General features: G+C 41.3%; 12 protein-coding genes. 6 read left to right on the forward strand and 6 right to left on the reverse strand.

Annotated elements, in window-relative coordinates; genetic code table 11:
* Window position 1: 1 nt before the first annotated feature.
* From LZG71_RS06795 to nagA, 4 genes are all read left to right on the forward strand, one after another.
* On the forward strand, window positions 2-1,048 hold the full coding sequence (locus LZG71_RS06795) for an acyltransferase (RefSeq protein WP_233818313.1): 1,047 nt from the start codon (window positions 2-4) through the stop codon (window positions 1,046-1,048).
* Window positions 1,049-1,221: 173 nt separating this feature from the next.
* Window positions 1,222-1,518, forward strand: coding sequence for a thioredoxin (gene trxA / locus LZG71_RS06800; protein WP_233818315.1), 297 nt, complete (start codon window positions 1,222-1,224; stop codon window positions 1,516-1,518).
* Between the two features lie 22 nt (window positions 1,519-1,540).
* On the forward strand, window positions 1,541-2,104 hold the full coding sequence (locus LZG71_RS06805) for a pentapeptide repeat-containing protein (RefSeq protein WP_233818317.1): 564 nt from the start codon (window positions 1,541-1,543) through the stop codon (window positions 2,102-2,104).
* A 54-nt stretch (window positions 2,105-2,158) separates the two neighbouring features.
* Entirely contained in the window at window positions 2,159-3,268 is a 1,110-nt protein-coding gene (gene nagA / locus LZG71_RS06810) for an N-acetylglucosamine-6-phosphate deacetylase (protein ID WP_233818319.1), read from the forward strand.
* A gap of 127 nt (window positions 3,269-3,395) precedes the next feature.
* Here the strand turns inward: nagA and LZG71_RS06815 are convergent, their stop codons facing one another.
* Window positions 3,396-5,594, reverse strand: a complete 2,199-nt coding sequence (locus LZG71_RS06815; protein ID WP_233818321.1) for a radical SAM protein — start codon at window positions 5,592-5,594, stop codon at window positions 3,396-3,398.
* Between the two features lie 136 nt (window positions 5,595-5,730).
* Here LZG71_RS06815 and LZG71_RS30595 point away from each other — a divergent pair, with 136 nt between their 5' ends.
* Window positions 5,731-6,606 (forward strand): FN3 domain-containing metallophosphoesterase family protein, encoded by an 876-nt coding sequence (locus LZG71_RS30595; protein WP_310587733.1) that lies wholly within the window; start codon window positions 5,731-5,733, stop codon window positions 6,604-6,606.
* Window positions 6,522-7,124 carry a metallophosphoesterase gene (locus LZG71_RS30600; RefSeq protein ID WP_310587735.1) on the forward strand — a complete coding sequence of 201 codons (603 nt, stop codon included), beginning with the start codon at window positions 6,522-6,524 and terminating at the stop codon, window positions 7,122-7,124. Before LZG71_RS30595 ends, LZG71_RS30600 begins: the two co-directional genes overlap by 85 nt.
* A 181-nt stretch (window positions 7,125-7,305) precedes the next feature.
* Here LZG71_RS30600 and LZG71_RS06825 read toward each other — a convergent pair whose 3' ends face one another.
* The 5 genes from LZG71_RS06825 to LZG71_RS06845 all read right to left on the reverse strand — a co-directional run bounded on the left by LZG71_RS06825 (window position 7,306) and on the right by LZG71_RS06845 (window position 12,509).
* Entirely contained in the window at window positions 7,306-9,177 is a 1,872-nt protein-coding gene (locus LZG71_RS06825; protein WP_233818323.1) for a CocE/NonD family hydrolase, read from the reverse strand.
* Between the two features lie 204 nt (window positions 9,178-9,381).
* Window positions 9,382-9,744, reverse strand: a complete 363-nt coding sequence (locus tag LZG71_RS06830) for a hypothetical protein (protein WP_233818325.1) — start codon at window positions 9,742-9,744, stop codon at window positions 9,382-9,384.
* A 444-nt stretch (window positions 9,745-10,188) separates the two neighbouring features.
* Entirely contained in the window at window positions 10,189-10,785 is a 597-nt protein-coding gene (locus tag LZG71_RS06835; RefSeq protein ID WP_233818327.1) for a hypothetical protein, read from the reverse strand.
* An 8-nt stretch (window positions 10,786-10,793) separates the two neighbouring features.
* A complete protein-coding gene (locus tag LZG71_RS06840; RefSeq protein ID WP_233818329.1) occupies window positions 10,794-11,561 on the reverse strand; it encodes a hypothetical protein in 768 nt (255 codons plus the stop codon).
* A gap of 237 nt (window positions 11,562-11,798) precedes the next feature.
* Window positions 11,799-12,509 (reverse strand): HIRAN domain-containing protein, encoded by a 711-nt coding sequence (locus LZG71_RS06845; protein ID WP_233818331.1) that lies wholly within the window; start codon window positions 12,507-12,509, stop codon window positions 11,799-11,801.
* Window positions 12,510-13,091 lie beyond the last annotated feature (582 nt).

Here is a 13,091-nt window from a genome sequence, read left to right on the forward strand (position 1 = left end):
AATGAAAGGAAGAGTAGAACAACTCGATGGGTTGCGGGGGATTTTTGCCCTTCTGGTTGTTGCACACCATCACAATGCTTTCAAGGATTCGATATTTTACAATAACTTTTTTGTAATTAACTCGGACCTGTTCGTAGACTTTTTCTTCGTACTGAGTGGCTTCGTAATTGCCTTGAATTATTTCAACCGGATCGACACCAAAGAGGATTTTTTTCAGTTTCTCAAAAAGCGAATTGTCAGACTATACCCGCTACTTGTTTACACCGAGATCGTTTTCCTGATTTTTAACATTCTGGGAGATTTTAGTTCCTATAAGAATGTAAACAGTCTCGGAGCTTCCTATTATTTCTCCACTGTTCTCGACACGCTGACATTTATGGGTTCAACGCCTGTATTTGGATCATGGATCGGTCTCAATTACCCTGCCTGGTCTATCTCAGCTGAAATGATATCTTATGTGGTTTTTGGACTAATTCTGATATTTTTTCAGCGCAGCAAAATCCTGGCATTTATTATCACCACCATTTTATGTGGAGCCTTCATTATTTCCAAAGGCAATTACATGCTTGCTTACGATTATGGTTTCATTCGTGGGATATTCTGTTTCTGTCTCGGAATATTCACGTACAACATTCTGTCAAAAAACACTTTTCAGTTGTCGGCAATGGAAATTCCGTTTCTGGTTGTGATGATCTTATTGATGTACGTCGTTCATCATTTTCAGCTTAACCTGTGGAAAATGGTATTCCCTATCCTTTTTTCTGGTGGAGTGATCATTTTTTGCAGTTCAACAGGACTAGTCACAACAATGTTGCTGACCAAGCCATTTCAATATCTGGGACGTATCTCCTACTCCATTTACCTCAATCACGCCATTGTTCTTATTCTGCTGAATGTAATCCTATTCAGAGTTTTTAAACTTCCACATACCGAACCAATGATTGGTCTTTCTTTGCTCATATCGATGACCATTACCATTATTTATTCCCACTTCACCTATGAATGGATTGAGAAGCGATTCAGCAACTATCTCAAAACCAAGCTTTAAATTTCGCACCTTCCATACGTTGATTTTCTTCCAATTATCAGTGTAAATTTTAAAACCATTTTGGCTTAACATTGGTTAGCCTTGGAGAAGATTACGCTTTACTTTACAGTCTTCCGCTCTACGAATCGGGTCTGATTATTTAGTATTTTTAGATAACATCAAAACACAAACTTATGTCGACTTTCAAAGAACTCATAAACGGAAACAAACCGGTACTGGTGGACTTTTCGGCAGAATGGTGCGGTCCGTGCAAAATGATGAAACCGATCCTGGAAACTTTGAAGGAAGATCTGGGAGAATCGGCCACCATTATAAAAGTGGATGTAGATAAAAATCCATCGGCTGCCAAAGCGTACAAAATTCAGGGTGTTCCAACTTTAATTGTATTCAAACATGGTAAACCAATGTGGAGACAGTCAGGCGTTGTGCAGGCTGACCAGCTGAAATCTGTTATCAAAAAATATCTGTAACATCAGAAAAACCTTAAACTGAATGTCCTTAATCCAAAATACCCAGTCGTTCCGTAACGTCGATTTCTCGGTTGAAACCATTCCCTCTGATGAATTTGAGCAAATACACTTTATAAATTGCACGTTTAACGAACTACTTTCCATCACTTTTACTGATTGCGTTTTTGACGAATGTAATTTGAGTAACGTCTCATTTACACACTGCAAGCTGGATAACGTCATTTTTAAGAATTGTAAACTGACAGGTATTAATATCTCCTCAGCAAAGGATTTTGGCTTAATGGTAAAATTTGACAATTGTATCCTGGATTACGCCATCTTCGAAAACAAGAAGCTGAATAAAAGTAGTTTTGCCAATTGCCGTATTCAGGGAGCGGATTTTACGCAGTGTGATTTGTCCAAATGTAAATTTCATAATTGCGATTTCAGCGATTCCGTATTTGCCAATACCAATTTAGGCGGTGTGGATTTTTCGACCTGCAAATACTTCACCATTGACCCAACGATCAACAATATCAGGAAAGCTAAATTTCTCTCTTCCGACCTGGCAGGTCTTTTAACCAAATTCGATATTATTGTAAAATAAAGGTTTGTTTGATCTCACTCGAAACAAACTATCACAGTTTAATGATCAATTGAAATGTCGCAGGTAATATTCGCAAAAAAAGTTTTTACAGGAAACGAGATTCTTAAAGATCAACTCATAACCGTTGAGAACAATAAAATCATTTCCATTGCACATGCGACATCTTCTGCCGGTGCCAAAGAAGTTAAGTACCTCGCTCCCGGCCTTTTCGATAGCCACATCAACGGCGGAGAAAAATATCATTTTACACAAAAGGCTGACGAAGAAACGATTGACGACATATATCAAACCAGTGTAGCTACCGGAGCTGCGTACGTGTTGCCTACGCTCATTACCTCGCCACAGGACAACATTTTGAAAGGCATTGAATCTGTTCGCTCCTACCAGGAAAAGTACCCTGGTTCAGGTGTGTTGGGAATGCATCTGGAAGGTCCTTTTCTCAACCCCATCAAACGCGGTGCACACCTCACTGAATATGTTCGAAAGCCAACCAACGCCGATCTTGAAGAAATTGTCAGATACGGAAAAGGCGTTATAAAGCTGATTACGATTGCGCCGGAGATGTTTACCGAAGATCAAATCCAGCTGCTATTGGATTCTGGTATCACTGTTTCAGCCGGACATTCCAATGCAACTTATTCGGAGGCAAGCCGCGCATTTAATCAGGGAATTCATCTGGTTACGCATTTGTACAATGCCATGTCTGCTTTTGGCCATCGCGAACCAGGTCTCATTGGGGCCACTTTCGACAATAAATCGGTTTACGCACCCATCATCATCGATGGTGTTCATTCCAGTTACGCAGCCGCCCGGATCGCTTACAAGGTCAAAAAAGACAAACTTTTCCTTATTTCTGATGCTTTGTTTTTGAACGAGAAAGTGACTGAATTTAAATGGGGTGAGTTCGATGCCTATTTGAAAGACAGGAAATATATCAATTCCGACGGAAACCTTGCCGGTGCAACCATTTCTCTGGCCGATGCGGTTAGAAATGCGGTGAATGAAATAGGAATTCCGTTACAGGAAGCCATAGAAATGGCGACGATCAGGCCTGCGAAAGCACTTGGACTGGAATCGAAAATCGGACAAATAGCTGTGGGTTATCCGGCGGTCTTTACCACTTTTGATGATGATCTGCTTAATTTCTCGGTTCTGAAATATTGAAAGGCATTCTTTAATTTTTGCCACAAAGGCACAAAGACACGAATTTTATTTACCCGCTGCCGACTATGTTGACGACCTTTCAGGAAGAAGTTGATAAGACGTGATTTATCTAAGTTCAAGCCAACAACTACACAATCAACAAGCCGCCTTTGCGTAGTTCATTCCAGGTTCTTGAATTTGTGAAGGTTTGAAAATCTCCTAATCCTGCGTTGGCAAAATCATTTTTTAATTGATCAAAAGCATAAGGCTCAGCATTGCTGGTGAGAAGTTTAGGCATAGTTTGTACCAGCCATTCAGCAACACCCACTTCTGCTTCAACAGCCCACTCCTTTTTCTTGTTAAAAAAAACCAGTTCGGCAATTTCAACCACCTTTTTGCCCCGTTTTTCTTCGAAAACAGCCATTTCAGGCAGGCTTCCCATCCACACTACGATGGCATTGGTTCTCGTTGCGACATCCGGCAATTCTCTTACACTCTTTTCAATGTATCGTGGGGAAATGGACGATGCCGGTACTTTAAAATCAAACCACTTTGATAAAGGGAAATCCAGACAAACGCCGTGCATATAATTGAAAAGCGATTTACGTAATCCTTCCGCATATAAATCATGATCTGCGCCGAGCGGATCATTGTGTTCCAGATCGTTGTTGGCAAACTTACCGAGATCCGGACCAATACGCATTACATCAAATTCTTCCGGATGTAACCCAACAGGACTATGCGCTGTCATTGCAAACCGATGCCAGAAACCAGACTGTACAATTCCTTGTTCGAATAACTGCCGCACCATCTCCAGTGCATCTATTGTTTCCTGAGTCGTTTGCGTAGGAAAACCATACATTAGGTAGGCGTGAACCATAATGCCAGCTTGCGTGAAAGCATCAGCAACACGAGCGACCTGCGCTACGGTTACTCCTTTTTTCATTCGCTCTAAAAGCCTGTCGGACGCCACTTCCAGTCCGCCCGAAATGGCGATACAACCGGAAGCTTTTAGCAGCAGGCAAAGGTCATGGGTGAAGTTTTTTTCAAAACGGATATTGGTCCACCAAACAACCGTGAGTTTCCTGCGAATAATTTCCAAAGCCAGATCCCGCAACAAAGCCGGAGGCGCGGCTTCATCCACAAAATGAAACCCGTTTTGACCTGTTTGATTGATTATTTCTTCTATCCGATCGCAAAGCAAAGCCGCCGTCATGGGCTCATAGCGTCGGATGTAGTCAAGCGATATGTCGCAGAACGAGCATTTACCCCAATAACAACCGTGTGCAAGTGTAAGTTTATTCCAACGCCCATCACTCCAAAGGCGGTGCATCGGATTCACAATTTCAATTACGGAAAGGTAATCGTGAAGAGGCAAATCACTATAATCCGGTGTACCGGTATCACGTTGCGGCACATCCTTTTCCTTGGCGCCATTGTGATAAATCACTTCACCATTTACTCTGGAATAAACCCTTTTGAGTTGTTCAATACTTCTTTCACCATCCAGATATTCCAAAAGCGATAAAAGCGGCGCTTCACCGTCGTCCAGACAAACAAAATCGATGTAATTAAAAACACGCGGCTCTTTTAATGACCGCAATTCCGTATTGGCAAAACCGCCCCCCATTACCACCTGAATGGCAGGATAATATTTTTTTAGATATTGGCCGCATTTAAAACCGCCGTATAAATTACCCGGAAAAGGAACTGTGATACAAACCATATCGGGCTGATATTGCTGTATTTTCTTTTCCAGTATCGAGGTCAAAATAGCTGATAAAAGCGTATCCGGCATTTCCAGAGCCGTTTCCATTTCATCAAAATGCGTTGCAGACCGACCCAGCCTTTCAGCATAACGGCTAAAACCAAAATGAGGATCCACAGCTTCCTGAATCAGATCACCCAGGTCTTCAAGATATAGCGTCGCCAAATGCCTCGCTTTGTCATGAATGCCCATCGTACCGAATGCCCAATCCATATCTTCAAGCTGTTGAAAACGGCTCGCTTCCGGTAAATAACTCCGGTCGCAAATACTATGAGCAAGTGTAGGATTATGGTTTTTCAGGAAACGGATTACGGGATCAATGGTGGATATGTAATCGTCCCGGAGGGAGTAAATCCGAAAGCTGTTTTCCGTCAGCTCAGCATCCGAATCATCAAGTTCGGTAAAAAGACGGGTTAATCCTTTTGAAGAAAACAGTTCCAGAATCACATCAATACCCAAATCGGCCTGATACGATTCCCTGCCCAGCGTGTTCAAAAACCCTTTCAGATAAGCAGTTGCCGGGTAAGGTGTATTAAGCTGGGTAAATGGCGGGGTAATAAATAGTGTTTTCTTTTTCAATGCGCAACTGCTTCAAATTTCACGACACAAAGGTACGCAACTTTTGGAAGGATAAAATTCATGTTTTCTTAACATACTCTGTTAGCCTTATATCTGCCATTTCCCGTATTCTTACACAGAACTACAAGGTTATTCCATGAAAATTTCGATTGCCGGCAATGCTCTGGCTTTGCTAATAAATATCATATTCGTTTCAGGTCTGTTTGCTCAGGAGAACAAAACTTACCCGCCTACCAAATTTCCGGACCGGGTTATTCTTGGCTACAAAACCAATCCCGCTGTTTCACAAGCTGTTAACTGGCGAACAGATTCGACTGTTTCCAACGCCGTGGGTGCTATTCACGAAGCGGATCCTTCACCGGACTTTGTGCCGAACGCACGTATTGTAAAAGCAAAGAGCCTGCCGGTAATTCTGGATGGCAAAACGGTGCATTACCATGAAGTAAACTTTACGGATTTAAAACCCTCCACACAATATGTCTACCGCGTTGGTGGCGGCCAGCATTGGAGCGAGTGGTTTCACTTTAAAACAGCCTCCGACAAGCAGGAACCGGTTTCATTTCTTTATTTTGGCGATGCGCAGAACGATTTGCGCTCTTTGTGGTCGCGAACAATAAGAGGAGCTTTCGCTACTCTGCCAAAAGCCAACCTGATGATACACGCAGGAGATTTGATAAACAGGTCGAACACTGATTACGAATGGGGAGAATGGTTTGAGGCCGGAGGATGGGTAAATGGTATGATACCAAGCCTATCTTCGCCAGGAAATCACGAATATTATAAGGACAAAACAATAAAACGCATGTTTCGGACCACTGGCGTCCGCAATTTGCTCTACCTGAAAACGGGCCCGAGGGCTTATCTGAAACTGCATATTACATTGACTACCAGGGCATACGTTTTATTTCTCTTGATTCTCAGGCAGCTCTGCTCGATTCTTCTGTTTTGGACAGACAGGCTATCTGGTTTGAGAATACGGTTAAAACCAATACCAATCGCTGGACCGTCGTAATTCACCATCACCCGATATATTCAACAAAAAATGGACGGGACAACGATGAATGGAGATTAAAAATGGAACCGCTTTACAAAAAATACAAAGTTGACATTGTACTTCAGGGACATGATCATACCTATGGACGGGGAATCAACATACCAGCCGGACAAAGCAGAAAGAAGCCGGATGGACCCATTTATGTGGTTTCGGTGAGTGGTCCGAAAATGTATGACATCGGCCTGCAAAACTGGATGGATCGTGCTGCTTCCAATACACAATTGTATCAGGTGATAACCGTCGACCCTGGCAAACTGGCGTTCAAAGCTTATACCGTGAACGGTGATTTGTATGATGCCTTCGATCTGGTAAAAGACAAAAAGGGCGTAAATACACTGGTGGAACTATCCAATTCTCTGCAAATGAAGGAAAGGCTGGAACTTCCGGAAAGATATCAGAAAAGCTTTAAAGAAGAGGAGCTTAAAGAATACAACGAACGTTTTCAGGAATACAAAAAACGAAAAGGATTGAAGTAGTGTCAAATTTTGCCACGGATACACGAATGGGCACGAATAATAAGAAAATAAATTCGTGTTAAATCCGTGCATCCGTGGCAACCTATTTTTAAATCCAATTTGCCACAGATACACGAATGATCACTAATAACTATCAAAAATTAATCCGTGCAAAATTCGTGCATCCGTGGCAATCTATTTTTTACTTCATCACCGGCAACACAATGTTGCTGCTGTTTTTGCCGTCGTGGTGAACCGTAATTTTTGACTTTTGGAAATCGGATTCGTTGGCCTCAAAAATATTCATGAATTTCTGTGGGTTCCTGTCCACCAGCGGAAACCAGCTGCTTTGCACCTGCAGCATCACGCGGTGGCCTTTCTTGAAAGTATGCGCAACTTCGTTTAGTTTCAGCGTCACCTTTTCAACTTTATCTTTGGTAAATGCCTCCGGTTTGCTGAAACTGTTCCGGAACTTTCCACGAATCACTTCTGAACGAACCATTTGCTGATACCCTCCCATTTGCGTAGGACGTTGCCCTTCCTGCGCTGCTGGAACCACAGAACCAGCCGGCCAAACATCAATCACCTTCACTATAAAATCCGCATCCGTGCCTGTCATGGAAACAAATAGATTAGCAATAATTTCACCCGTTAACGTAAGATCGGAGGCAAGAGAATCTGTCTGAAAAACCAATACATCCGGTCTCTGCGCAGCAAAACGCTGGTCTTCCGCCATGTATTCGTTATTCCTCCGACCGGAAATCACGCTCGTATAAGGTACAGGTTTCGCAGGATCACTTTCGTAGTCACTTGCGCTTTTTGCTACATTTGGTTTTTGGGCAGTCAGTGTTCCTTTGTCTGCCAGGTAAAATGGCGTAGGCGTGCTGTTTTTGGGAGGCCAGATATCATAATTTTTCCACTGGTTGCTTCCCGTTTCAAAAACCGTTACCTCTGCCTGATCAAAACTGCCTTTGTCTTTCAGGTAGAAATTAAAAAACTTGGTTTCAATCTCATCCTGATAATATTTGTTCACATCTCCACCAAACTGATACTGGGCAAACGACTTCCACGACGGAGCCGCCCAGCCTCCATGCGTCCACGGGCCCATTACGAGCCTGGCATTGTTTCCCGGAGACTGCTTTTCAATCGCTGAATAGGTTTTGAGCGCTCCATACAAATCCTCGGCATCAAACCAGCCACCAACTACCAGTACCGCCGGTTTTACATTTTTAAGATGCGGCTTGATATTTCGCGATTGCCAGAATTCATCATAAACCGGATGCGCTACCACCTGACGCCACACACTGTTCGGGTCTGAGAAAAACGGACTTGCATTGGCTTTTTTCAAAGGCCCAAAATCAAGGAAATATTGGTATGCATCCGTGTAACTTGCCCGGAAGAAACTCTCGTAATCTTCCCCGTTCGTACTTTTTGGACCATCAAAACCGCTGTAAAAACCAAAATTATCCATCAGGAAAAATGCTCCGTTGTGGTAGCAGTCGTCTCCGATAAACTCGTCGGACATGGGTGCCTGAGGCGAAACCGCTTTCAAAGCCGGGTGTGCATCCGGTAAAGCAGCCGAAGAATAATATCCCGGAAAGGAAATACCATACTGCCCCACCTTGCCATTGTTTTTGGTGTTTTTCAAAAGCCACTCAATCGTATCGAAGGTATCGCTGGACTCGTCTACATCCTTATTGTTCTTTTTGTTTGGAATAGCCGGCGTCATTTCCCTGAAATTCCCTTCGCTTTTATATCTCCCACGGGCATCCTGATACACAAAAATGTACTTATCCTGCATCAGAGACGTATTCGGTCCCAAACGACGGCGGTAACTGTTGGCACCATACGGCGCGGCGGAATAAGGCGTGCGCTGCATCAGCACCGGATACGCCTCCCCATCTTTGGGCGTGTAAATGACGGTATACAACTTCACCCCATCCCGCATGGGAATCGCATGTTCCGTTTTAATAAAATTGTTACGAACCCAGCTTGTATCTGTTGCCGGAGCCTGCTGCGCCTGCGTGAGAAAAGGAAGTAATAAAATAAACCCGAATAGTAATTTTCGTATCATTTTGTGGCTTGATGATGTTATGAGGGCAAAAGTACGGAAAGATTGCGAGGTGGAAGTTTTTGAGTTTCTACCAGTTCACGTCTTATTAATCAGGAAATATGAAGGCAATCTTGAAGAATTGAAGCGAAAAGAATCCCCTACGAGGACAAATTGAAAAAAGAAACCCGGAAGCCACCACAAAATGCCGGCTTCCGGGAAATAAAATTACTTCTTCTTAACAGCTACGATTGGAAACTCACCATACTGAGAAGAAAGATTTCCACGCAATGTATCACCGCTTTGCACCATTTTGACAGCAATCGCTCCTCCATCAAAATCGAATTTAAAACTAACATTGCCATCTGCTGCGTTCAACTCTTTCAGAGGCACTTCCTTGTTTTCGCCCATAAAGCCAACGGTTGCGTTGTCTTTTTCTTCAAAGATGAATACACCTTGCTGGTATTCCGGTGGAACGTCGGAAATGGTGTAGGACCAGGAGCCCGCAAGATCCCCGAAAAGCACAGCCGGACGAGCGGCTACCAATAAAACGCAGGCCATTAAAGCCAAAAATGCAAACCGAATCTTCATGGTAGTCAATTGATTAGTAGTTACGATAATTTATCGTGGCAATATGATGAATTGTTAGATCAAGCCCAAATGTTGTGGAGCAACGAGTATTTCAAAAAATTCAGAATTTTCAAAATCTCCGCCAAAAACGACCCGTTTAGGCATAAAAAAAATCGCCCTGAAATCAGAGCGATTTAAAAAGTGTCGAATGATGCTTACTAGTAACTTGGTGACCCATAGGGTTATACGACCAAAAATTCATATTTCGCTATATATCAGATCAATATAACAGTGTTTTAAAATACCCCTGAAACATTTGTGCATTTTGCTATCTTTACTGGACTCCAACGTATATTTAACACAATGCAAGTCCTATTGAAATTCTTCGCACGGATTGATTATAAAGATCTCTTTCTGGTTTATTTTATATTCTCAAACCTGCTTTTTTATTATTCATACAATGGTTTAATCTGTAACATTATCTACGCCGTTATCGCCGGAATTGTTTTTCTGCGATCTTTGTAATTTCAGATTTATCGGATAAAACTGTTCACTCAATCGTCGATTCAAAGAGCTGTTGATCAAGTTTACACTTAGATCCTTTCTACCTTCTTCTAAAAACTCATACAACATATCCAACAACATATCGTAAGATGTATGAGGGAGGTCAGTGCCCAAATGGTGGTGTACCGTAATGTGACGAACACATCTCCCGGTAAGCTCACGGAGCCTATTTAATTGATCATCTGGTAAAAGAATCAGGTTCTTATAATACAGCCTTTCCAATGCAAAGGCTTTTGCGTAATACTCCTTAAATTCATCTTTTGATTCTTCCAGCCACTCCTCTTTACTTCCTTCATAAAACTGAAAAGAGTCCAGAAAATTAAACACATCTTGACAATACATTCCAACTTCTTCACCAATTTCTCGATAGGCTTGAAACTTGTATTCAAAGATTTTCTCCTGAAATTGTTTTCGATTTTCCCGCCAGTAGACCAGAACACCAACAACTATGAATGATAATAGTGGAATCAAAAGTGAAATCAGTTCTTTTATCGTCATCAGATTTGTTAGATTTGAACAGCTTTTCCGTTATCAGTCCTACCGTTATCCTTCTTGTTTTTTGTCTTTTTCTTTGTCAGAAATTCTTTAATTTTCGAAAGCTCTTCTTTTGTACACCGTGATCCGTAAAATCTGTCAAACTTAAAATAATAACTATCCTCATGAGTCTTTTTCGTCTTTCGATCCAAATATTTTATTGTCACAACACCAAAAAGATTGGATCCATATTCCCTCTTCGATCTAATTTTGCTTTTTTCCACAAAAACCTCGTCGCTACTTGAATTTCCAGATGTTACAGTTTGCTCACTTTGTCCACTAAACGTAAGCTTAGTTTCAAAATTTTCAATCAAGATCAAAGTTACTTGTGTGTTCTCTGCATTTCTAGTTCCTGTATTTATAAAACGCACTCCTAATCGAATCTGCTCTCTATTTGGAAAGTCTCTCCCCCAAGACATTTCCTCCAAAGCAAACTTAGGCTGACCACTTTCAATTATATTTTGATTTTCTAACAATACTTGCGCCAACTGCTCACCCAAATAAGCCTGTTGTAAATCATTAATATGTTTGATTTTCTCTAATTCTGAAATAGTTTTTTTAGTTAATTCGTATTGCATCTGAAAGAGACTGTCAGCCCTATTCAAATTTAATCTTTCACTTTTTTCATTATCAGTTTGTTGCTTTAAGGAAAAATTATACGCCTCTACCGCATAGAATAATGCAACGACAGCAACTAATGTATTAACAAAATCAAAAGTAAAGACTGTTTTAACTGGCATCTATAAATCCCTTACTCCCTGAACAACTCGCTTAATCTTGTACTGTATATTCATAGTAAATGAAAGACATTGTGATTTGAATAAAACGGAAGTAGCAATAAACTTGACCTTGTCAAACGACCATTAGTGAGCAGGAGTATCGGGCTATAATACGACCAATATTCTTCAAAAACCTAACTATCAATCCCTTATAAGCAGACTTCAAAACACCCCTGAACATTTTTACTATTTGTAACTTTATCGTGAGCTTGGAGTTTTGGCATGATCAATTCTAATTTCAATGTGTGTTCGATCATCGACCGAGCCAAAGTTGTCGTATGATTCCAAGTAACAGGTAACTTCTTTATTACATTCCAAAGCTTTTGTTACCTCTGAACTATACTCCCTTGGCACATAGCCTAACATGTAACCTTCCCATAAAAGCTTTACAGCATGTATATCGAACTTATTGTCTGGCTCTATAACAGTGTCCAATTGTTGAAAAGGATCCATGGTCAACATTTCTTTAACATCCTTTTTTTTGTAATCGTGGAAACGAAAGCCTGCTATCCCCGTTTTTATAATAGTCGGTTTCACAATATTCATCTTACTGCCTGGTAGTTCCTGCTCAACGAAGGCACCAATATATTCTTCGTCAGTCTTATCAATGGATAACTGATTGCCAGAAAGAATATCTTCTCTCACTGAGTTGAAGCGTCGTAAATAGAAATCGTGGCTTTTGTGAAACTCATGAGTAACAGGGATTTGTAATTGCCAGTATTTGCTGCTTAAGTAATCCCACTTTTCCTTCGTTAAAAGGTCAATAGGCAGTTGCATTTGTGCATTTTTCTTATTTTGAATCGCAGCATCACACTTAAGTTCGAATGGGTAAAGTTCGGGAAACGGATGACCTGGAGGCGCAACTGGCTCTTTGACCTTGAATAGGTTTGAGAAAAATCCCATAAACATTTTGATAGAGGGTTGAGTAAAAAATTGTAACTATTGGTAATTTATAAGTATAATCAATTTGTTAAAACTGCCAAAACAGATCACGCTTAGCCATTTTTCAGCTGCTCCACCTCATTCGAAAGTTTTTTATTTCTTTCTTCTTCCTGCCTAAGTGCCTTACGTTGAAGCTCTATGAACTCATCTTTTGAGATGGTGATGGTATCGCTTTCTGACTTGCTCTAGATGAACATCGGCTTCTTCCCCACTATGACCTAATCGCAACCAATTTGGTTCTAGATTAAAAAACCTTAACGATTTCGCTAATTACTTCCACTGGTAAACTGGCCAAATCATCTCAATTCCATTGCAAGTGGGCTGAGATACACCCATTTTCTTTGTCAAGTGTGTTACGATCAGTTGGGAAATTCTCTGATCATTTTAACATATTGGGTTTTATGCAAATTACAAAAGCAAAAAGCATTTCACAACCTTTACTCAAAAGTGGGCCCTACCAAATTTTCAAAATCTCCACCAAAAACCGACCCGTCAGGGCAAAAAAAAATCGCTCTGAATCAGAGCGATTTAAAAAGTGTTGAACGATGC

This window comes from Dyadobacter sp. CY312 (assembly GCF_021390535.1).
Lineage (GTDB): Bacteria > Bacteroidota > Bacteroidia > Cytophagales > Spirosomataceae > Dyadobacter.